The organism is Marseilla massiliensis, assembly GCF_016899955.1.
Taxonomy (GTDB): domain Bacteria; phylum Bacteroidota; class Bacteroidia; order Bacteroidales; family Bacteroidaceae; genus Prevotella; species Prevotella intestinigallinarum.
Genome location: NZ_JACJJL010000003.1, coordinates 75,014 through 100,082 on the forward strand (window position 1 = coordinate 75,014; position 25,069 = coordinate 100,082).

Sequence of the window (25,069 nt, forward strand, 5' to 3'; positions counted from 1 at the left end):
TTGGCCGGGCCATGCCTGTTTTGCCCTCTGGCCCATGGTGTGAAGCCGCTGTTGCTGGGCCGGTTTGTCAAACGGCCCGTTTCGCAATGCGATACGTGCCGTTTGGCACCGCCGTTCATGCCGTTTTGCATTGCCGTTCGGCCTGTTTTGCCCGTGGATGTGGTTGTGTGGGGTAGGGCATGAATAGTTGGCTGCATGTCGAGGCTTGCCGTTTGGCACGAATCTGTACATGCCTGCATGCTGCATTGCCGGGCGTCCGGATGGCGTGCGACCCCCAAGCCATGCAGGGGCCGCCGCCGACTCTTATTTGCAAAAGTAACAAATTAACCGGAGATTTTGAAATAAATCTCTTTATTTTTCTTGCCTACGAGCTCTTTTCACCCTGTTGCTGCCCTTGCGGCAGGGCGGCCTGTGCCACACCCGCGGGGCGCGTTTTCCTTTCTGCTCATGCCGTTACAGCAAGCCGCGCGGTGGCTTTGTGTTGCTGGCTATGGCCCGGCTGTTTGTCGCCGGCTTTCTGCCTTTTTTCCTGATTGGGTTAGGGTAGACGGCAATGAACTGGTTCATACTTTTTGCTACTTCACTGCTTGGCTCAACCCACGATGCCACATCCATTGCAGGCATTGTGCACAACGAGTGGATACTGCGGGGCGGTAGGCGGCAATTCGCTCCTCTCGAACTTCTTGGCCGGTTTTGCCGGGGCGTTCATGAATTTTGCCACACTTACCGAAGAGCCTATAATTCAGGGACTTCTGGCCTCTTGCATGGGCGATGGCCCTGCATTGGCATTGCTCCTGGCCGGCCGTCGTTGTCGTTGCCGAGCATGCTTGTCATCAATCAGGTGATGGGGTTGAGGAAAACGGCAGTGTATGTTGCATTGGTCATCGTGATGGCCACTCTTTCCGGCTGGATATTCGGTGCTTTGTCATGATGCCTATTGGTTGGGATGACATGAGGCAAGATTGGGGCTCTGCTGACTTGATGCCGCAATTTGCGGCATCAAGTCAGGCCATTGCCGCTAAGGCTGCCTTGCCATACATTAGCATGATATCATTACTCAGATTCACGTCTTTCCGTATTGCTATCTGCCGTTAAGCTGCCTACATATTCTTTGATAGTCATTCCATACTCCTTTTTGAAGCACCTCGATAAATATTTTGATGTGTTGAACCCCACCTTCAGCGATAGCTCGGTGATGGTCATGTTTGGGTTTTGCTTTATTATCCGGCACGCCTCCTTCAGGCGTATGTTGGTGATGAATCCCGCGACATTGTAACCGGTGATGGCCTTCAGCTTATTGTAAAGGGTGGATGAGCTGACGCACATGTCACTTGCAAAAGTCTCCCTGTCGTAATCAAAGTCGTTGATGTGGGCTTTAACGCACTCTGTGGCTTTCTGCACAAAGGCATATTCAGGGTTGCTGTAGTGCTGTTCGTTGGCAGTTGAATCCGTGTTTCGTGTCAGCTGTTCTTTTATTCTTATTCGGTTTGATATTATGTTGTCAACCCTCAGCAACAGCTCGTCAAGTTTGAATGGCTTTGTGATGTAGTCGTCGGCTCCCGTTTCAAATATCTTGTACCTGTCTTCTTCTCGTATCTTGGCAGTAAGCAATATGACTGGCAATTGCCTGAACTCGTTGCTTTTCTTTATCTCGCGTGTCAGTTCCATTCCGTCCATGACCGGCATCATGACGTCTGATATAACAACGTCAAGTTCCTTGCGGCAAATAGTGTTAAGCGCCTGCTTCCCGTTTTTTGCCGTATATGTCGTGTATTTTTTGCTTAATAGCCGTTGCATGAGCTCGAGTAGTTCCTCGTTGTCCTCAACAATTAGAATCTTGAACCTATGGTCGTCGTTAACACTGTGTGAGAATCCGCTTGTTCGATGTTGTGTGCTGTCTATTTCCGTTACGTACGGGCCTATCATGTCGTTGCTGTTCATCTCTTCCGTTTCTTCCTTTGCATACTGCTTCTTGTCTGTCGGTATCCTTACGGTGAAAACAGTTCCCTGTTCAACTACACTATGGCAGTCGATGCTGCCATGGTGCAGTTTGACGAGGTCGTGGGTTAACGACAGGCCTATGCCTGTGCCTGTTGTGTTTTTTCGCCTGTAGTCACCGTCGAGAAACCTGCTGTACAGGTTTTTCATCTTGTCTTTTGAAATGCCAGTGCCTTCGTCTTTCACTTCCAGTATGGCTGTGTTTTTTTCCATGGTGAGCGTCACCGTTACAAGGCCATTGTCTTTGTTGTATTTTATGGCGTTCGATACAAGATTATATATTATCTTGTCTATCTTGTCTGGGTCGAACCATACGTCTTTTTGGCTGAGGCCGTTGTTGTTGACAATTAGTTTCTGTCCGCGTGCGCTTGCCATTGGCCTGATGTTATCGCATTCTTGTTCTACAAAGCCGGCCAAGTCGCCTTTGCTCACCTTCAGTTTCAACTGTCCAGCCTGCGACTTCCTGACCTCCAGTATCTGCCTCAGCAGTCGCGTGAGCCTGTTTATGTTGTTGTGTATCAGGCCATAGTCATTGCCGTACTGAGGGGCTTTTGCCTTTATTTCGTCGACAGCGGCCGAGATGACTGTTAGCGGTGTGAGCAGTTCGTGGGTAATGTTGGTAAACACCACCGACATCTGCAGTCTGTTTTTCGTTTTAAGGTGGTTCTTGTACCATTCGATGCAGGCAAACACTACTCCTGCCAATATAATAATGTATAGCGTGAAGGCCCACCACGACAGATACCACGGAGGCAATACCTTTACCTTGATTCCATATGGCAGTTGTTGCCAATGGCCGAAACTGTCAGATGCTTTCAGGTTGAATGTGTATGATCCCGGAGGCAGGTCTTTATACTGTGCGCTGTGTTGTGACGCATCGCCATAGTGCCACTCTTGGTCGTAGCCTTCGAGTTTGTATGCATATCTGTTTTGTTCCTGGTTGAAATATGTGAGCAGTGAAAATTCGATAGAGAACTTGCCAACTGTTGCCGGTATGGTCAACTTGCGTGTGAATACGGGCATGTCCGGCGATATTGTTTCCCTTAGTCTGGCCTCTACTTGCGCCAGTGGGGTGTTGTCGATTACTATGTCTGATATTATGAGCTTAGGCTGCCATTTGCCCTGATGGGCCATCAGGTTCTTTGGCGAAAACGCCATGATGCCGTTTCTGTTGCCAAATAGCAGCATCGAGTCGTGCTTGAAGCACATGTAAGGGCTGAATAGTCTGTGGCCAGCGCCGTCATTGTTGGCATATATGGCTACGTCAGGTTTCTGGTTTGAGTTGTCATTGCTGAATGACAGTTTTATCATGGCGCTGTTGTTTGTGAGCCATAGGTTGCCTTTGTTGTCTTCGTTTATAGTCAGAATGCCGTCGTTGCCTATATGGTATTCCTTGTTTTTAGGCTCAAACCTGTCTTCTTTTTCATTATATAAAAACAGGCCGCTGCTTTTGGATATTGCCCACAGGCGCCCGTGCGAGTCTTGCATGCACGTTGTTGCCTCGCCCACGGCAAACCTTCCGTTTCGTGGGTGATAGTGGGCGAAATGCAGCGTCTGGGGCTGTGTAGGGGTGCCGCTAATCCTTATGATGCCCTCGTTTTCTGTGGCTATCCATATATTTCCGCTGTTGTCTTCGGTTATGCCCCTTACGTCGCAGTTGGTGAAATCGTCATTGCCGTTTTTCATTTTGAGTATCAAGCCATCCCCTCCCGGGAGAGCAACGCTCACGGCCGAGCGTTGCCCAATCCAAATGTTGCCGTTTTTCTGTATGTATAGTGTATTTACATAGTCATCCTTGATGAAGTTGGGAGCGTTAAGGTGGTTTAGAACGCGAGCTCTGTCGTCTTTGCCATACACAATGACACCATAGCTTCGGCTTGCCATCCATATATCCCCCTGAGCAGTCTTGCAGATTGAAGATATGCTGGCCTTTACCACCTGCTTGAATATACCAGCCCCGTTAAGCCCGGGTATTTCACTGTCGTAGAGGGTCTTGCCCGTCGTGCGGTTGTGCAGTGCTATGCCATACGGATTGAGGCCGAGCCACAGTTTCTTTCCATCATCGGTGTATATTGTCTCGATGTGGCTTATGTTTCTGTGGCTTTGCCGTTCCAGTTTCCATGACTCATACATCGGTGGAGTGGTATGTATTTGTATTATTCCATCGTTCATGGTCCCGATGTAAATGTGGCCGGAGCCGTCTGTCGCCATGCTGTTGCAGAACTTGTACTTATCTGTATTGGTGAACTTTGTGTCGCTTTTTTCGTTGAGCATACTTATGCCGTCGCGTCCGCAGGTATATATGGTACCGGTGGCCTTGTCTTCGAGCATGTCGTGGATTATGTTGAAATTGTCGGAGTCGTTGTTGAATCGTCGCACTCTTGGCGACGAAATGTTGTCAGGATGCTCAATCAGTTCTATGCCGTGCCCCCAAGTGCCAATCCACAAGCGCTGCTTGCTGTCTATGAGCAGTTTGTAGGCAGAGTTCATGTCGTTTGTCTGCGGATACTGCTCAAGCTTGCTGCTTCCTTTGCGCAATCTGAACAGGCCGTTTATCCATGTCCCAACGTATATTGTTCCGTTCTTGTCTTCGGCAATCGATTTGACGCTGTAGTTCCTTGCATAAGGGTAGTCGTGGAATTTGCCGTCAGTCTTGTCGTAGCGTGTAAGGCCGCCGTCTGTGCCAATCCACACGGTTCCATTGCTTGAGGTGAAGAGGGTGTAGATGATGCGCTGAGTGTTTTTAGGCAAATGTAATGTCTTGAATGTGCCTTTTCGTTTGTTCATGATGGCCAGCCCGTCGCGCGTACCTATCCATATATTGTTGTCGTGGTCTTCTGTGAGCGACATTATATAGTTGTTAGGCAATATACCGGGCGAATAAGCGTCTGACTTGTATGTGCGGAAACTGTAGCCGTCGTAAGACAGCAGGCCCGAACATGAACCTATCCACATGATGCCATCGTTGTCGAGGAACACACATCCTGCTTCGTCGGTGTCGAATGCAGATATTTGGATTGGTGTTGTTATCTGATATTTCTCACCATGCGCAATGGTTGTGACGCTGAGAAATATCGACATAATTATTGGTAATATTGACGAATTGCTCATTTTGACTGATATATATAAATGCAAAGATACTATAATTTAGCCCAATGCGAAACATTTGAGTCATTTATTTTGCAGAATGTACCTGCTTGATACAAAAGACATAGTGCTATCATGTTTGTGGGGTAAGGTAGAAAGTTTGCTGCATTCTCTGTTGATTGGCGGTGGTTGTATGTATATGGGATGAGGGAAGCCGTGCCATTGTAATTTGTATGCTATTTTAGTTGAAAACAAAGGCCATGGTGCCCCAATTAACTATTTCGTCCCTCCAATTAATGATAAGTTTCCCTTATGTGGCGTCTATCATGGTAATTTTGCGCAGCTAAAAACGAAAGCGTTGGCTATGGGGACAAACTTCAGGGCACTGACGATGCCCCTATGATGTCAATGCGCTATAAAACCAAATTCAATCTGACTGATATTATTAAGATTAAACCTCGAAACAATGAGCATTAAGTCTGTTGTTATTGTATGCTTGGTGGCCATGATTCCATTTGCCGTGTCCGGCCAGACAATAAAACCGGGCCGGATATGGAAAGATAACCGTGGCATTCATATCAATGCCCATGGTGGTTGTGTTATAAGTCATGGCGGTAAATATTATTGGTATGGGGAGCACAAGTCGGACGACACATCATCTGCGATGGTTGGTGTGACGTGTTATTCGTCGGAGAATCTTGTAGACTGGACTTATGAAGGCGTGGCACTCCCCGTGTCTGATGAGGCCGGGCACGATATCGAGCGTGGGTGTATTCTTGAGCGCCCCAAGGTGGTTTACAACGAAGCCACCCGTCGTTTCGTCATGTGGTTCCATCTGGAATTGAAAGGCCGCGGTTATGCTGATGCTCGTTATGGAGTAGCCGTGAGCGACTCTCCTGTTGGGCCGTTTCGTTTCATTCGTTCCGGTAGGGTAAATCCAGGCTTGTGGCCTATGGATATGTCACAGGCAGACCGAGACGTGGCAGACGCGCTTGATTTGGGTAAGTATACAGAGTGGTGGACACCCGCTTGGCGCGATGCCATAGTCAAAGGCCTTTTCGTTAAGCGTGACATGCGGGCCCACGATGGGTTGCCGGCTGGGCAGATGGCCCGCGACATGACAATATATGTGGACAGTGATGGTCGGGCATACCATATTTATTCCTCAGAAGATAACCTGACAATTCAAGTGGCTGAGCTTACAGATGATTATACGGCCCACACCGGAAAATATGTACGTGTGGCTCCGGGGGATATGAATGAGGCACCTGCCATATTTAAAAAGGATGGCAAGTATTGGATGATAACGTCGGGCTGTACAGGTTGGGATCCTAATGAAGCCCGTATGTTTTCGGCAGACAACATTTGGGGGCCATGGTTGCAACACCCTAATCCCTGCGTGGGGCCCAAAGCCGAAAAAACTTTTGGTGGTCAAGGCACCTATGTATTGCATGTTGGCAACTCGTATATTTTCATGGCTGATGTGTGGCGACCGGAGTACCCAAGCGACGCACGGTATATTTGGTTGCCTATTGAGTTTGACAAGGGCAGCCCTGTGATTCGTTGGAAGACAGAATGGGCGCCTGGCAATATGTGAGTAAGGGGGATATGTTGTTGTGGCATGATACATGAACAGCCTCTGACTTGATGCTTGGAAATATCGATGACTTTTCGCTAAAAATGGATGGTTATGGCGGAATTAACGATAATGCCCCCTTAAATAATGATAATTTTCCCTTGTAGGGCCTTTACTTGATAATTTTGCAAAGACAATATAAAATATGAAATCAAATATGTATTACGTGGCGATAACCATTCTGCGGATTCAACCTTGGCACGGTCATTAAAGACAAAGGCCTGGCATTTGGATTTTGCAGAGCATATATATAATAATGTGTACTACTGCATCATGCTTTAGCTTGGCAGCACATTGCCTGTTGCATTGGCAAGCGGTCAGGTTTGGTGTGAATGTCACAGCCGATTGAACGGCTGTAGATGGCGCGGTACGTGATGTGACCAACTAACTTCAGAACACTAACAATATTTCATAATAACTAAAATCATGACTATGTTTATTGGAAAAAATTTACTTTTAGCGTCTTCACTTGTGTTGGCGGCAGTCGGCGCAAGTGCGGAGATTGTTGACGGCGTTCGTCAGCTGCCTTCGTATCCGCAGGTGACAAAGACATCACTGCAGTTCGACAAGTCGCTCTTGCTTTTCAACAAAGCCTCAGGCTTTTTCTGTGGAGCAAACGATTGGAAAACGCGTGCCAGTGTCTCTGAACAGGGATATCGTGTTTTCGTAAGCAAGCATCTCGATTCAAAGGGAGCTTGGGACGGCAAGACAGTCATACTCAAGGACTCCGTCGAGAAAAACAATAGCGGTGCTTTGGTCAACAAGATTCTTATGGTCTGGGCTGCCGAAGACGGTGCATCATGGGTGGACTGGAACAACCAGGCTGACACATTGTGGACAATAGCCCCTGCCGGTGACAATTATCGCATATCTGTTAGCAATGAAAATCCTGTATGCAATACTGCAGGAACTTTTTATGGTACTCAGAAAGGCAATGTTGAGGAGACGAGGTTGTTCTGGAACCTGCCATTGGACAAAGTAAACGCAGATTGGTATTTCGTAGACCCGGCAGTGTTTGCCAAGGAGAAAGAAAGCTTTGACGCTGCAATAGCTGAATACAAGAAGGCATTGGAAATATTCAAGGTTGCCGAAGGACTTAAGGTACTTCTTGATGAAGCCGAGGCAAGCCACGTGGATGTGGCAGCTCAAAAGGCTGTCTACCTGAATGAAAAGGCCACAAAAGAAGAGATAGAGGCTGCTATACAGGCAGTTAAGACGGCTCTGGCTGCAGTGGAAGAGGGTAAGGTTACTGCCGACAATCCCGTAGACAAGACGTCGCTTATCACCAACCCCAGCTACGACAAGAACAACAATGACGGTTGGAGTGGCGACAAGCCAGCATTCCAGTCACATACCGATGCAGAGTTCTACCAGAAGAAATTCAATGTATACCAAAAGATAACTTCTGCGCCCAAGGGAGTGTATGCTCTAAATCTCCAGGCTTTCTATCGTTCAGGTTTCTCTAATGTGGCTTATGAGAACTATAAGTCGATGACTGGTTACGATGCCAAACTTTATGCCGTAAATGGTGCGGATACTGTGGTTGCCAATATCGTAAACCCGTTCTCTGAGGCACTTACTGAGGCAAAGGGAATGAATGAGAGCTCTGTTGAAGACGGTGGAGTGACTTATTACATACCGAACAACATGGAGACAGCAGAGGCATATTTCAAGGATGGCCTGTATAATAACACTGTGTTCTTTGCGACAGAAGATGGTTCGATGACCATCGGTATGTTTAAGAATAATTCCGACCAGCCCTCTGGCAACTGGGTGTTGTTTGACAACTGGGGCCTGAAGTATTATGGTAGCGGTGCTGATGCTTATACGTTGTGGCTCGAAGACGTGAAGAAGTCGGCAAAGGATTATTCTCAACTTCCCGACGGCATGCTCATTACCGATGGCATGGTAAGCAACTATACAAATGTGATTAGGAGCTTCGTAAAGGCATCGAACAAAGCAGAGGTATTGGACGCCATTGCCAAAATCAACGGTGAGTCGGCTAAGATTGAAGCAAATCTTGCTGCATGGAAAGAATATCAGGAGGCTTTGGTAAAAGGTAAGAAAATTGCAAACGACGAGTCGATTGTTGGACAAGACAAGAGCGACCTTGCCGATTACATCGACCTTGAAAGCGAGGACATAATCTCAGGTCTTTCTCTTACTACAGATGAAGTGAAGGCAGAGACCGCCAAAGTGCTCGCAATGATAGATGCAGCTATAAAGAATGGCATCACTCCCGGTACCGATGTTACAGACAAGTATCTTGTGAACGCAGACTTCGAAGTGAAGGACAAGGGTTGGACTGTGAAGAAAGCAAATGGCGGCAATGTTGCTTATGGTGGCACAACGACCAATAAGTGTTTCGAGGCATGGAACAATTCTAATTTCGATGTTTACCAGGAAGTTAACAGCGCTCCTGTTGGTGTCTACGAAATATCTGTACAGGGTTTCTATCGTTACATGAGAGGTGCCAATGCCTATAATGCATATCAGGAAGGAACAGCCCCCAACGACGTAGTAAACATATATGTAAATAATCGGAATGCGCATTTCAAGAGCGTGTTTGACGAAAAGGTAGAGAATGGCCAGATGTATAGCGTTACTGATGACAATCCTCCTTTTGTTGATCCTGAAGAGGCTTACTGGTATCCCAACGACATGGCCAACTCAAGTATTGCTTTTGCCAATGGCCTGTATAAGGCTACATCTTTCGGTGTTGTTGCCAAGGCTGGCGACGTGCTCCGCATAGGTGTGAAAGGTGCGACAAACCAGCAGGGAGACAGCTGGGCCATCTGGGATGATTTCAAGATGGTGTTCAGGGGCACTGATGCAGAAGTGGTGAAGCCGCTTCTGACAGATGTCATTGCCGACCTCAAGAAGACTATCGATGAAGGCAAGACAGTAGGCAAGTCTGTTCTTGAGAATGCCAACACTGTTCTTGCAGGTTCCGAAGAGGCCGTTAATGGCTCAGACGGTAAGGCTATGTTCCAGGCTTTGTGCGATGCATTGGCAGCAAACGAGTCTATGGCCACTTCTGCTGATTTGTTTGCAAAGCTAAGTCTTAAGGCTGAAGAGCTCAATGCAGCTTATCTCTCTTCAGAGGCTGCAGAAGCAACGAAGTCGGAAGCTGCAGCGCTGTTTATCGAAATCACCGATGGTATTTCTGCCGGAACGATTGAAGACGGCGATGTTGCCGGATATATGGAGAAAATAGAGGGCATGATAATCAAGTTGGCGATACCAGCCGAGGCAGCTAATGCTTCAGACGACAATCCTGTCGACATGACGCAGCTTATCAAGACCCCGACATTTGACGATGGCCTTGGAGCAAATTCAGTTGCAGGTTGGGAAGGAACAGAAGGCTATAACTTTGGCAATGATGACACACAGAAGGCTGCGCTTGCCATCGAGTTCTATTCAAAGACGTTTGACATCAACCAGACAATAAAGGGCTTGCCTAACGGTACTTACAAGGTGGCAGTGTCGGCACTCTACCGTTTTGGAAGCATAGCTGACGATTATGCTGCCTACAAGGCCGATCCGTCGGTAGCTGGCAACGCGTTTGTTTATGCAGTGACAGGAGGCGACTCGATAAAGGCACCTGTTTGCCTGCTTGCATCCGGGGCAAATGAAGACCTGGGTATTGCAGGAACAAGCAATATCAGTGGTACTGATTTGTATGTTCCTAACAGCATGGTTTCTGCTGTGGCTTATTTCACAGACCTCAAGGCTTATGCAAATGAAATAATTGTGAAGGTGACAGACGGAACTCTCAAGATAGGTCTGAAAAAGCCGGTTAAGCTTGATAACGACTGGGTTATCATGGACAACTGGACTCTGACATACTATGGCGAGAACAGTACCAAGGAGCCTACAGACGGAATAGACAACGTTAATGCTGCTGAGGCCGCCAAGGTTGAAATATTCAACATTAACGGCATCAAGGTGAACCGTTTGGCTAAGGGTGTTAACATAATAAAGACAACATCTGCTGACGGACGTATCACAGTAAAGAAAGTATATGTAAGATAAGGCACACTTTAGCCGAAATCCGATGATTGATGTGGGAGGCAGATATGCCTGTCTGCCTCCCATTTTCTAACTAACATTAATATTTATCAACGCAAACCTAAAATGAAAAGATTTCTAACTCTGGGAGTACTCTGTGCAATTGCCATCCATTCATTAGCACAAGTTTGTATGACCATAGATGCAACGCGGCGTGGGCCGCATATCGGGCCTTACCATAATGGATTATTCTTTGAAGAGATAAATCATGCTGGTGATGGTGGGCTTTATGCCGAATTGATAAGCAATCGTTCGTTCGAAGACGGTATGGCAAACTGGTCTCCGTATAATGGCGCTTCAATACGGCTTAAAACAAAAGGCTTGCTTAATGATTCTCAGCGCAACGCGTTGTCGATTACTGTTTTAGGGGCGTCGAAATCAAATATCAAGGGAGTTGCCAACAGCGGATTCTGGGGCATGAACATCGTTAAAGATTCAACTTACAACCTTTCACTGTGGGTGAAAGGCGATGTTGCATTTTCTGGCAAGCTGATTGCGCAGCTACGTTCAAATGACGGAAAGACTATTTTAGGTACTGGTGTATTGCAGGGAACTGTCAGCAACACGTCTTGGTCGAAGCTTAATGTTGCCATCACACCAACAAAATCAGATGAAAGAGGACAGCTACTGTTGCTTACGGGCACCAATGGACGTCTTGACATTGATGTGGTGTCAATGTTTCCATATACATGGAATAATCGTCCCAACGGCCTGCGTAGCGATTTGGCACAGTTGCTGGCTGACATGCATCCTTCATTTTTGCGCTTTCCCGGAGGTTGTTATGTAGAAGGAGAGGGTAGCTATGGCAACGCTTTCCAATGGAAAAAGACAATCGGCCCTATTGAAGCCCGCCCCGGCCATTATAATAAAAACTGGGGATATTGGTCGTCTGATGGCCTGGGGTTTGATGAATACTTGCAGTTATGCGAAGATTTAGGAGCAGCCCCAATGTTTGTTGTAAACATCGGCTTGGGGCATGGATTCTCATTGTCACACGATTCTACAATGGTTCTTGTCCAGGATGTACTCGATGCTATAGAGTATGCCAACGGAGACGCTACCACTTATTGGGGAGCGAAGCGGATTGCCAACGGTCATTCCGAACCTTATGGCTTGAAGTTTGTAGAGATAGGCAATGAGAATTATTCGCCGGGCGAGAAATCGGAGTATGCAGAAAGGTATATTCTGTTTTATGAGGCTATCAAGGCAAAATACCCGGATATCGTGACCATAGGCAATGTAGAGGCATGGGGCACTGACAATCCATCATGGGGCAACAGTCATCCTGTGGAAATTGTTGACGAGCATTATTACCGCCATTTCCAATGGATGCGCAACAATTATGGCAAGTATGACAACTACCCAAGATTCCCGATTGTGTACAATGGTGAATACGCAGCGAACGGAGGTGGGTATGGTAAGTATGGCAACATGAACAGTGCGCTTGGCGAGGCAATATACATGTTGGGTATGGAACGCAACAGCGACGTGTGCCAGATGGCGTCTTTCGCACCGATATTTACTCACGAGAAAGATCTGCGTTGGCCATACGACATGATTCATTTCAATGCTTCGGACTATTTTGTAACACCGTCGTATTATGTCCAAAAAATGATGAATTTGAATCTTGGCCAACAGAACCTCTTGTGGACTGAGACGGGTAATGCTTTGGCTCAAGCCAGTGGTGATGTTAAGGTAGGAATTGGTTCATGGGGTACACAGGTAGCGTTTGATGATATATCCGTAAATGGTTCTGATGGTAGTCTGATGTTCTCAGACCATTTTGATGGTGGTCTCGGGGCTTGGATTGTGAACGATGGCAATTGGAATGTTTCCGATGGCACTTTTGTTCAATCTTCATCTTCAGAGAATTGCACAGCCGTGATGGACAAGTCTCTGCATGGCAATTATATATATAAGGTGCGTGCAATGAAGACCGGTGGCAACGAAGGTTTCCTAATCTTGTTTAATTTCAAGGATAGTAAAAACTATGCATGGTGGAACATCGGAGGTTGGAACAACCGGAAGCATGGGGTAGAGATATGTGTTAATGGCACTAAATCGACCGTAGTAGAAAGACAAGGAAGGATAGAGAACAACAAATGGTATGATATTGAAGTCCGTGTTAATGGTGCCGATGTTACCTGTTTGTTAGATAATGAAGTGATTCATACGTTTACCCTTAATACAGAGTGTGCCTTATATCAGAGTGTGCAAATCGATGAAGGCAATGGTGAGCTTATACTAAAGGTTGTCAACCCGCATGGCGAAAGTCAGCGGCTCAATGTCAATGTGCAAAACATGAAGATATCAAGCGGAACCGTAGAGAGGCTCTCGGCTGATTCCGGGACAGATGAGAATACGATGGAGCGCCCTGATGTGATTGTTCCCACGAAAGAGCCTGTGGCCGTTGACAACGGTGAAAATGTGGCATTAGACATTCCACCATATTCGCTGAATGTATTCCGTCTGGGTGCAGAGTCCATAAGCAAAGAAATCCGAGTGTCGTATCCGGAGTATGAAAGAGAGGACAGGGGTATGGGGGCGTATCTTTTTGTCCATATGAACAGAAATGGAGAATACACGAGCTATGCATTGAGTAAATACGGAAACAACTGGCAAGATATGCTTGGTGGGGCAGAGGTCTTTGACACTAAGGCCAATACAGTTACCGGAGGAATGCGCGATGCATACATAACACGCATGCATGACGGTAATTTCATGTTGGCCGGTACAGACATGACGTCACGACTGGGATGGACGAGCAACCATATCATGGTACTTATGCTTTCGCCCGACCTCGTGCACTGGACGAAAAATGTAAAGATAGACCTTGAGTCGGAAGACAACCTAAAGGCTCTTGGCGGCATTACCGCGGATGAGATGACAGCCGCTTGGGCTCCGCAAGTGATATACGACAGGGAGAGTGGAAATTATGTCATGTACTATAGCGTTGGCTTTCCTGACCGACATCGTATATATTATAGCATCATTGACAAAGATTTGAATGTACTTAGTCGCCCGGCGTTGTTGTTTGATCCAGGCTACGATGTCATAGATGCAGATATTGTATGGAATGATGTAGACAAACACTATGTGATGCTTTATAAATGCGAGAAGACATCAGGGTTTGACAGGGCAACAGCCAAACATCTTGTCCCTGCCGCCAACGAGACATCCGGAGTTTGCCAGTGGACTATTACACCTGATTTCCATTATGGTGAAAACAATCAGGCCATAGAGGCTCCGACCCAATGGCGCCAAATCGGTTCAGACAAGTGGATGTTGGCTTATATTAATTATTCCGGCAATGGATACGGATATAAGATTTGCGGCATGGACGAGCATGGATTGAATGTCGGGGCACCGGCAATGATTAATGGCAGTGTGGCCGCCCAGCACGGAAGCATACTGAAGATATCATCAGAAGAGTATGATTATCTAAAGTTATGGGAAAGGGTAAAGACGCTATTGCCTGACGCAGAGTCATATTATAAAGCTTGTAAGCACGACGCTATTGCCGATGCAATATTGAAAGCTCAAAATGCGCTAAGTAACTCAACAACGTTTGATGAGAACGTTAAGGAGATGAATGCAGCATACGATGCACTAGTAAAATGCAAGGATATATACATGGAATATATCAAGAATATGGGTGAGGCAGGTAAGGCTGTGGATATGACGGCCTTGCTTGTCAACCCTGACTTCAGGGACGGTGCGAAAGGCTGGAATGTTTCAACCAATTTTACCCAGGCCAATGGGGCTGTTGCTGAATATTGGAATACATCATTCGATTTTTCACAGACCATAGAGAACATGCCTAAGGGGGAATATGAAGTAAGTGTGCAGAGCTTTTATCGTAACGGTTCTGTTTCGGATGCGGTATCTGCACACGTTAACGGTACCGAAAAGTCCTGCGCTGTGTTATACGCAAATGACAGCGAGGAACCAATTATGAGCATATACGATGAAAGTGTAACCCAGTATGGGTTATCACCTTATACTTATCCTGACAATGTAACAACGGCAAATGAAGCCTTCAATAAATTCGGTTTGTATACAAATGCATTGCGGCTGTCACACAACACCACTGGGCCGATAACAATAGGTATAAGGAAGATGGAACATGTTGCATCTGATTGGTGCTGCTTTGATAACTTCAACCTGAAGTATCTCGGCGAGCCTTCATCCGTGAATGGCAATATAAAAGCTAATGTGCAAAAGCATAAGCTATATACTTTGGACGGATGCGAAGTGCAAAACAAGGGCATGCATGGGAAAGTATACATCAAGGATGGACAAAAAATAATAGAATAACTAAAAACATAAAAGCATGAATTGCAAACAAATCAGGCACGGTGCCTTCGGCCCTATGATTGCCATAGGGCTAATGTTGGGAACCGCAACATTATTCCAGTCATGTGAGGATGATTTGCTCACAGGACAGCCGTCGTGGTTGGGCAACTCTATTTATGACGAGTTGGACTCTGATGGCAATTATAAAACGGTGTTAAGGCTTATTGATGACTTGGGGTTTCATGATAAGATGAGCCGTACAGGCTCTGTGACAATATTTGTTGCAGATGACGCTGCTTTTGACCAATGGTTTCAGACAAACAAATTGGGCGTGAGGTCGTACGAGCAATTGTCGACCGCACAAAAGAAACAGCTCCTCAATAAGTCGATGATAAACAATGCCTATCTCATTGAGTTAATGTCTAATGTAAGTGCCGACCCACCAGAGGCAGGAAAGGCAATGAGGCGTCCTAATTCTTCGAGTGTCTTTGATTCGATTTACGTGATGAGGCACGAAGACATGAATGGGGATATGCCGGCCTGGGCATGGTATAAGCAAAACAAAAAGGATATCATACTGTTTAAGGACGGTAGGATAATGAACAATGGCTCGGTGGCTGGATTGTCGCAGCCAATGATTCACCTATTGCCTGCGTTCATGCGTAAGCAGGCGTTTACTGATGAAGATGTGCGTATCTTGACAAATGGCAAGGCCACGTCGGTCAACGATGCCTTTGTTGAAGGCCGAAAGGTGGTTGAGCGTGACATAACTTGCAAGAATGGTTATATACATAAGGTGGACGGAGTCATTGAGGGTTACGACAACATGGCAGAAATATTGAGGCAGCATCCGAACATGTCATTGTGGTCGCATCTCATTGACCGTTTCAGTGCACCGTATTATGACAAGTATAAGACAGAAGAGTACAATCGTCTATACGGGCGTGATGTCGACTCCGTGTTCACCCTGCGTTATTTTGCCGATTCCAGAAAAGATGGGCTTGCCGTGACGACATATCCGTTGACATCAGGAAATCCTGTAGAGGAGAAAGTGCCGGCTACTCTTACATTTGATCCGGGCTGGAATCAATATATGTATGAGAACACCAGTGGTTATGACCTTCACTATGACGCAGGGGCAATGCTGGTGCCGAGCAACGAGGCTTTGCTGAAGTGGTGGAATGCCGATGGTAAAGTGTTGAAAGACAAGTATGGATCTTGGGATAATATACCTGAATTGGTGTTGTCAAAGTTGCTCAGGGTAAATATGCTCGGAACCTTTACCGATGCCATACCTTCAAAATTCTCATCCATTGTCAACGACGCCAAGGTGTCAATGGGGGTCAAGGTCTCTGATGTGGACAGTTGTTTCATTGGTTGCAATGGCGTTGTTTACCAGACTAATCGTGTGTTCAGTCCGATGGAATACTCAAGTGTTTCGTTCCCGGCCCTTATTCATCAGGATCTCATGAGTGTAATATATTGGGCTATCGACGAACTGGAGTTCACCCCATATCTAAATTCAATGGACTCATATTACAGTCTGATGTTGCCAACAAACACGTCGATGCTTACCTATGTAGACCCATGTACATACGGCGATACCCGACAGACGCTTCTCGAGTTCTATTATGACTTAAGAGAGAAAAAAGTAAAGGCACATCGCTATTTATGTACCATTGGCGATGATGGAGAAATTGTTATTGGCCAGAAAATAGTTGAGAACGTTCCGGAAGCACAGGTGAAGAATCGTCTTAAGGATATAGTTAACCAGATGATTGTAGTAGGCAACATAGAAAACGGATATAGCTATTATAAGTCAAAGAATGGCACCATGGTAAAGGTTGCCGATGCTGGGAAACCCGGGCAGATGACCGTATCGGGTGGCTGGCAGTTGGAGCATGGCTTAAGTGTCAGGGTAGATTCCATTTATGATATGTCAACTACCGGCAATGGCAAGTCGTATAGCATTTCCAGCCAAGTGCCCATGCCTGCATCCAAATCTGTTTATCAGACACTTCTTGAACATGAAGAGTATTCGGAGTTCTTGAAGTTGCTGGTAGGATCACAGTATCTGGACAAGGACGATATAATACTTGCAAGCAGCGTCAAACTGGGTGACAACAAATACAGTTGCCTGAATCCCAATAGCAACAGTAACATAAGTTTGTTCGGAACATACAACTATACTGTTTATGTTCCAACGAATGAGTCAATACTCAAGCTGGTTAATGACGGGGTTCTGCCCACGTGGGATGATTACGACGAACAGTTCTTGCTGTCGGAGAATGCGCCTTCGCAAGAAGAACGCGATGCAGCCAAGGCGGCATGCACAATGATTAAGAACAGGATACTTGATTTCGTTAAATACCATATCCAGGATAATGGTGTCGCAGTGAACGGAGCGCCTGAAACAGGCGAGAATGGTGTTGCCATATTCAAAAACAACTACGAGACGATGGTGCTTAACGCGGAGACGAACCGTTACTACCCGGTTGCGGTTGACGTTTCAAACAAAGGGCTGAATATAACCGACTTGACAGGAAATGTCCGCAAAGTTGTTAAAAACACAGGCCTTTATAATAATATCTGCCGCGAGTATTGGGTGTCAGGTTCTGGCTACAACAAACTTCTGTATACTTCGGCCGATGCCGTGGTTCATCAGATAGACGGACCATTGTTCTATAGCAATAGCCAGAAGACATTGTGGAAGAATGAAATATCGAATGCAAAATTAAGGAGGAGATAATTTTATGGAATACTATAATTGTAAAATGCAGGCACGAGAGATGCGTCGCACAACCAATAGCTTGCTTCGGGTCATACTCTCGATGCTTCTTATTGTGTTAAGCTCTCCGGCTTTCTCGCAAACAACAACTGTTCATGGAACATTGTCCGACGAAATGGGGCCGTTGATGGGTGCAACCGTTTGCGAAATTGATGTGAACGGGCGTATCATTAATTCAGCAATCACCGACTTGAATGGTAATTTCACAATGTCAGTGAAGAGCGACAAGAACAAGATACGTTTCAGCTATGTAGGTCTCAAACCGCAGACAATGCCTATCAACCGTACTGTTTATAATGTGAAACTTGGCAATGCCACACAATTGAAAGAAGTTACTGTAACCTCCAAGAAAAGAGTTGGTGGCAATAACCTTGCTGTGCCCGAGCGAGAGATTTCATACGCCAGCCAGAGCATCAACATGAAAGAGTTTGAAGGTTTGTCGTTCACTTCTGTTGACGAGGCTCTGCAAGGGCGTATTGCCGGTCTCGACATCGTGGGCAATTCCGGTGACCTTGGTGCGGGCTCTACAATACGTTTGCGTGGCGCTTCGTCTCTGTCGTCTCTGACAGACTCAAACCCTCTTATCGTTATCGACGGCAACATTCGCAGCGTCGATTTGACCGGCTACGACCTGGCTTCGGCAAGCAATGAAACTTTTTCTGAATTGCTGAACATAAATCCTGAAGACATCTCAGACATCAAGGTGTTGAAAGACGCTGCAGCCACAGCCGTTTACGGTAGCCAAGGTGGCAATGGTGTAATTGAGATAACTACCAAGCGTGGCGCCATGGGGGCTCCAAGGGTGTCTTATTCTTTCAAACTTACCGCAACACAGCAGCCCAAGGGTTATGAGTTGCTCAGTGGCGATGACTATACTATGATGCTCAAAGAAAGCTATTTCAATCCGACCCAGGATGATAACAGAAGCCAGAGCATCAGGGAAATCAACTACGACCCAACCTTTTCGGAGTACGAGCAATATAACAATAATACCGATTGGCGCGATGCCGTAACCCAAATCGGGTGGCGTCAGAACCATTATATATCGATAACCGGAGGAGGTGAAAAAGCGCGATTCCGTATTGGTGGCGGCTATGATACAGAGAAAGGAGCTGTCATCAAGCAAGGCCTTGACAGGTTCTCTACCCGTGTCGCCTTGGACTATTATGTCAGCGAGCGCATAACCGTTTCAACTAACTTTGCGCTTACTTACACGAAGACAAAATTCAACAGCGATGGGCTTTTGGCTATTGCAATGAAGAAGATGCCCAACATGAGCATTTACGAGCAAGACCCGGTGACAGGTGAAGACACTGACCGTTTTTACGAAATGTTGCAATCTGCGTCAAGTGTGTTCGACAAGAATCAAAAGGACTTGGTAAACCCGGTGGCAAGTGCCTACTTGGCCAAGAAGACGAGGAGTACATACGACCTTGTGCCCGAACTGGTGATAAACTATCGCCTTCTTGGTACGGATGATCAGCACACACGTCTCGATTGGCGTGGTAGTGTGTTGATGAGTGTATATAATCAATACGACGATTCATTTTATCCAGCAGAACTCAAAACCGTATCGTGGGACAATGGGGTCAATACATCTTCTTCGTCAAGCTTGAAGAGCGTGAATTTTAATACGAAGCAGACACTCACGTTTACTCCGCATTTCAACAATATGGATCACTCTCTCATCATGATGGGGCGGTTTGAGTTGAATTCGGGCACAAATAGCTCTCAGTCTAACGGAGCCAAGCTACTTCCTTCTGGTGGCATCGAAAGCCCTGATGCCGGCGGAGTGAATACGGGTCTGGCATCATCATATTCACAGTCGCGCACCATGTATTTCACTTTGTCTGCGCATTATGCATACAAAGGCAAGTATATGGCAGATTTCTCTATGCGTGCCGATGGCACCACGAAGTTTGGCCCCAACAAGCGTTGGGGGTATTTCCCGGCATTGTCGCTGCGGTGGAATATATCTGACGAAGAGTTTATGAAGCCTGCACGCAAATGGCTTTCAATGCTTTCGTTGCGTCCGAGCTGGGGACGTGTGGGAACGGCACCGAGGATTGACTACCTGTATACAAGTAAATATGCTTCGGGAAACAAATACATCGACATGCAGACTATGTACCCTTTAAACATACGCCTTACCGATTTGCGTTGGCAGGAAACGTCAAGTTACAACTTGGGTGTTGATATTGGTTTGTGGGATGACAAGTTGACCATAGCCATCGAGACATACCGTTCCACCACATCAGACATCCTTCTTGAGAATTATCGCATACCGTCTAACAGCGGTTTCGTGACAGTGCCTTACCACAATAGTGGCAAGATGCGCAATGTCGGTTGGGAGTTCCACGTAAACACCAACAGGCTGATAAAATTCGGAAAGGCTATAATGGACGTAAATGCCAACTTTGGCAACAACCGCAACGAGATACTTGAAATGGACGAATATGTGCTCAAGTCGCTCAATTCAACTTTTGCCTATAAGAATGGTGAGTGGTTGCGTCGCGTTCAGCTGTTCAATCCCCAGGGAGCCATTTATGGCTTCAGGTACAAGGGTGTCTACCAATATAATTATGAGACATTCAAGGATCTCGATGAAGAGCAGTGTGCTGCCTTCCTGGCTTCCGGTAAGACAGCTCCTGTAGCCTTCAATTCAAAAGGCCAGGTTATTGTTGACTCTGAAGGCAACCCATTGCGCATGCGCTACAACTATAATAATGATGGCACGGGCAAGAATTATCCATTCACCGGTGGAGATGCAATATATGAAGACATAAACCATGACGGTAATATCGATGCTCTCGACATTGTGTACCTTGGAAGCTCATTGCCCAAGCTTGTCGGAGGGTTTGGCTTTACCTTGACATACAACAAATGGCGCTTTACAGCCCAGTTTGCTTACCGTGTAGGTAATATGATATTGAATATGGCCCGACTTCATGCTGAGTCTATGACTGGAAATGACAATCAGAGCCAGGCAGTGAACTACAGATGGCGCAAGGAAGGCGATGTGACGTCGATACCGAGGGCAATGTTTGGTGAGACTTCCAACTACAACACTTTGGTCAGCGACCGGTTTGTTGAGTCGGGATCTTATTTGCGCGCCAGTTATTTCCAGCTTTCCTATGCGTTGGAAAAGAAACAGCTGAAAGCTCTGGGATTAAACCGTATATCATTGTATGCCAGCGCAAACAATCCTCTTGTAATCACAAAGTACACTGGCGTCGACCCTGACATAAGCGCTTGGGGATATGACCCGGCTATAGATAACGCACAAACGCCACGTACGCGTTCATATACATTAGGTGTAACTGTTGATTTTTAAATGAAAGATGTTATGAGAATAAAAAATATAATTTGGGGCGTATTCGCTGCTGGCGTTATGTCATCAGGACTTTCGTCTTGTGGCGACTTTCTGGAACTCGAGCCCCAGAACGAAATAATATTAGAGAAGTTCTGGAATGAGAAGACCGACGTTGACGGTATCATCGCTGGCTGTTATTCTGGCATGCAGTCAAACAACCTGATGCTCCGCATGATGATATGGGGAGAGTTCAGGAGCGACAACATATCCAGAGGGCAGAACCTGGACAAGGATTTGAACATAGAGAATGTCCTCAAGGAAAACATCCTTGCAACAAACTTCTATACAACATGGGACGGCTTTTATAGTATCATCAATAGGTGCAACACGGTGATAAAATATGCTCCGGGCGTTGCAAAGAAAGACCCGAACTTTAGCGACAGTGAGCTAAAGGCCGACATTGCAGAAGTTACGGCATTGCGCGCGCTTTGCTATTTTTATTTGATACGCACGTTCCGTGACGTGCCGTATTCAACCGAGGCGTTTATAGATGATAACCAGAAGATGGATTTGCCTGCCACTAAGTTTGATGTTGTGCTCGACACCCTCATTGGCGACCTTGAGAGAGTAAAAGACGACGCTGTCGAGAAATACCCAGAGGCAAGTTCGGCGCAACGCCTCTATCAGACAGGGCGCATTACCAAGATGGCCATCTATGCCATGTTGTGCGAGATGTATTTATGGAAGAAAGACTATAACAACTGCATACGTTACGCTGATCTTGTCATCGACAGGATGAAGAAGCAGGCTAAAGAAGCCAATGGCGGCATGGTCAATGATGACTATGCAAAAACCAACGGCTACCCTCTGATTCCCACCGACTATAACAGCTCAATGTCTACTTACGGATATGCCTATAACCAGATATTCGGTACAGGCAATAGTTCCGAAAGTATCTTTGAGCTGACCTTCATGCCAGATGACAACATGCCATCTAACGGAGCCGTTAGTCTTTGCTATGGCAACTCCAAGAACTCCGGCATCATGGGATACGCATCAGCATCGTCATTTATAGGCGATGACATGGAGTCTAAGACCTTTGCCGTGTTCAACAACAAGTATGATGCGCGGGCGTATGAAAATATCATGCGTGGCAATGTTATAATAAAGTATGCGCACACGCTGTCGCAGATTAACTTTTCTTCTGGTACGGCTGAGGTTACGGTGAGTGGCTTTTTCCCGGAAAACAAAGTTAAGACCAACTGGATAATATATCGCCTGTCGGACATAATGCTCCTAAAAGCCGAGGCTTTGGCTCAGTTGATAAGCAATAATGAAACCTTTACGGAACAAGACGAGCGTTACTACAACGAAGCGTTTGCTTTGGTAAATGCGGTCAACAAGCGTTCTTTGTGCCAGCCGTTAAGCCAGATTAAAGATACGCTTGTGGCTACAGCTTACAACACAAAGGAGAAAATAGAGTTGCTCGTCATGCAGGAGCGCCAGCGTGAATTGATGTTTGAAGGAAAACGGTGGTATGACCTCGTCCGTCGTTCACTCAGGGATGGTAACACAAATTTCCTCAGCACACAGGTGCTCCAGAAATTTACCTCCAATACGTCTGCCATACAAAACAAGTTCAGAAAGCTTGATGCCATCTTTTGGCCATATAATGTAGACGAGTTGAAAGTGAACAAGAATTTGCATCAGAATCCTGCTTTCGGTAGTGGTGAGAATAATAGTTATAAGAATAATTGAGATTGGTATCAACATAAATGTAAAATGGAGAATTCTATGAAGCGGCTAAAATACATATTTGTCGGTGTCGTATGCGCACTGACCGGGATGGCTACCGTAAGTTGCTCTGACGAACCTGATGATGAGAATTTCTATACATTTACAGGTGAGATGATGAGCGACTATTTCAGGAACAGGCCGGAATACAGCGACTTTGCTTACATTGTCGACCAGGCTGGCATGACCGATTTGCTGTCGGCATACGGCCACTATACATGCTTCCTTCCTTCAAACAAGGTGGTTGAAAACTATTTGAACAAGAAGGGTTTGAATAGTGTAAAGGATCTTACCCGGGAACAGTGTGACACCATCGCACGCACGCATCTTGTCAATAACATGTATGCGACTATTGACATGAACGACGGTACGCTGAATACTGCCAACATGAACAAGAGGTACATACAGATTACTCATACTGTAGACAAGAACGACAACTCTGTCGTACAACTCAACCGTATGTCAAACATCATTTTCGACCTGAAAGACGATTCTGTAGAAAACGGAATAATCCACCCGATAGATGTCTTGCTTGAGAATTCCAACAGTTCAATATCTGATGTTTTGAAGGCAAATGACAGGATACGCATCTTTTACGAAGGTCTTGTTGCCACCGGCCTGCGTGACACACTCATTAAGACGAAAGACGAGTCGTATGACGGTTCGAAATATGGAACATATTCATACACGTCTGATTTCTGGCGCGAGATAGCTGTCGCTCCTGAGGAGAAAAAGTATGGTTTTACTGTTTTTGTCGAGCCTGATGACTTGTATGAGAAAAAGTTCAAGGAATACGGCATTTCCACATCCAACGGCATGGTAAGGGCTCTTTATGACCTTGCATGCATGATTTATGACCCTGTTTTTGCCGACGACGCTGATTACAAGGCAGCCTATGGCTTTGACAAGATCACAGACAGGAATAATCCTCTCAATATGTTTATGGCCTACCACATACTCACGCGCGACGTGATAGGGTGGAACAAGCTTACTCCGATAGAGGTTCACTCCGGCATAGTGGATGGTGCCATAGGCATTAAGATAGACAAGATGAATCCTTGCGACTGGTATGAAACATTGATGCCTCGCACCATGATGAAGCTGGAGCAGGCCACGGTGCGCGAATATATGGGGAATTCTGAGCGTGGGCAAAGATACATCAACCGTCGTGTAGATGACAAGTTTTCCATTGATGGCAGTAAAATCCAGCCCACGGTCGAGGCCGACTATCTGCAGGATGCACCCAATGGGCGGTATTTCTATATTGACGATATCATTGCCTTCAATAAGGACACTCAGGAGAAGGTGCTGAACGACAGGATAAGGATGGACTTTTCCACTATCTTCCCCGAAGTGATGACAATGAACATGCGTCTTAACGGTGACCCGACAAAGGATGATGAAAGTTCTAAAGCCGACCAGACATTTAAGAACGGAAAGAATTATTGGTTCCCAAAGGGCTATCTTGACAATGTGACCATGGAAGGTAACGGAGTGCTTGTATACCGTCGCCCTCACTGGAACTTCTGGTCGTACGAAGGTGATGAATTCAATCTGTTTGGCGACTATGACTTTACATTCCGATTGCCTCCGGTGCCATACGAAGGTGAGTATCAGATTCGCCTGGGATTCTGTGCCCTTGATACCCGTGGCGTTGCACAAATCTACTTCGATGGTAAGCCCCAGGGCATACCTGTAGACATGCGTAAGCGCTTGTCTGACGAGACAATACTCGGCGACCAGTTCGGCACAAAGAAGTGGGCAGACATGACAGATGAGGAGAAGGCTGAAGACCAGAAGATGCTTAAAAACCTCGGTTATTATCGTGGTGCCTACGGTGGCTACCATTCAAGCGGTTCCACAATCAACGAATTTGTAGACAACCCGCGTACATACAGGCTTGTGCTTTGCACTGTGCACATCAACCCGAAGAAAGACCATTATATCCGCGTACGTTGCACATCGTCGAGCAAGCTTGGTAACAATAACGAGTTTATGATGGACTACTTGGAGATTGTTCCCAAAAGTGTTTATGGGATATCGTCGAGTGGTGCAATGGAGACAGATCTGTAATTGATTGAAAATT

General features: G+C 46.2%; 9 protein-coding genes. 8 read left to right on the plus strand and 1 reads right to left on the minus strand.

Annotation, left to right across the window (positions count from 1 at the left end; translation table 11 throughout):
- The first annotated feature begins 707 nt into the window (after nucleotides 1–707).
- Nucleotides 708–845, plus strand: a complete 138-nt coding sequence (locus H6B30_RS16265; protein WP_239483472.1) for a permease — start codon at nucleotides 708–710, stop codon at nucleotides 843–845.
- 208 nt (nucleotides 846–1,053) lie between these two features.
- On the opposite strand, the gene H6B30_RS02590 is transcribed toward H6B30_RS16265, so the two are convergent.
- Entirely contained in the window at nucleotides 1,054–5,079 is a 4,026-nt protein-coding gene (locus H6B30_RS02590) for a hybrid sensor histidine kinase/response regulator transcription factor (protein WP_239483455.1), read from the minus strand.
- 511 nt (nucleotides 5,080–5,590) lie between these two features.
- Between H6B30_RS02590 and H6B30_RS02595 the strand changes: the two genes are divergently transcribed.
- The 7 genes from H6B30_RS02595 (at nucleotide 5,591) to H6B30_RS02625 (ending at nucleotide 25,056) form a co-directional block, all read left to right on the plus strand.
- Nucleotides 5,591–6,682, plus strand: a complete 1,092-nt coding sequence (locus H6B30_RS02595; RefSeq protein WP_439116951.1) for a glycoside hydrolase family 43 protein — start codon at nucleotides 5,591–5,593, stop codon at nucleotides 6,680–6,682.
- Between the two features lie 465 nt (nucleotides 6,683–7,147).
- Nucleotides 7,148–10,756, plus strand: a complete 3,609-nt coding sequence (locus H6B30_RS02600) for a hypothetical protein (RefSeq protein WP_239483456.1) — start codon at nucleotides 7,148–7,150, stop codon at nucleotides 10,754–10,756.
- Between the two features lie 102 nt (nucleotides 10,757–10,858).
- Nucleotides 10,859–15,109, plus strand: coding sequence for an alpha-L-arabinofuranosidase family protein (locus H6B30_RS02605; RefSeq protein WP_205107618.1), 4,251 nt, complete (start codon nucleotides 10,859–10,861; stop codon nucleotides 15,107–15,109).
- A 16-nt stretch (nucleotides 15,110–15,125) separates the two neighbouring features.
- Nucleotides 15,126–17,837 (plus strand): fasciclin domain-containing protein, encoded by a 2,712-nt coding sequence (locus tag H6B30_RS02610; RefSeq protein WP_205107620.1) that lies wholly within the window; start codon nucleotides 15,126–15,128, stop codon nucleotides 17,835–17,837.
- A gap of 40 nt (nucleotides 17,838–17,877) precedes the next feature.
- Complete coding sequence (locus H6B30_RS02615) at nucleotides 17,878–21,210, plus strand: SusC/RagA family TonB-linked outer membrane protein (RefSeq protein WP_205107851.1); 3,333 nt, start codon at nucleotides 17,878–17,880, stop codon at nucleotides 21,208–21,210.
- Between the two features lie 57 nt (nucleotides 21,211–21,267).
- A complete protein-coding gene (locus H6B30_RS02620) occupies nucleotides 21,268–22,947 on the plus strand; it encodes a RagB/SusD family nutrient uptake outer membrane protein (RefSeq protein ID WP_239483457.1) in 1,680 nt (559 codons plus the stop codon).
- A gap of 24 nt (nucleotides 22,948–22,971) precedes the next feature.
- Nucleotides 22,972–25,056, plus strand: a complete 2,085-nt coding sequence (locus H6B30_RS02625; RefSeq protein WP_239483458.1) for a fasciclin domain-containing protein — start codon at nucleotides 22,972–22,974, stop codon at nucleotides 25,054–25,056.
- The last annotated feature ends 13 nt before the right edge of the window (nucleotides 25,057–25,069 follow it).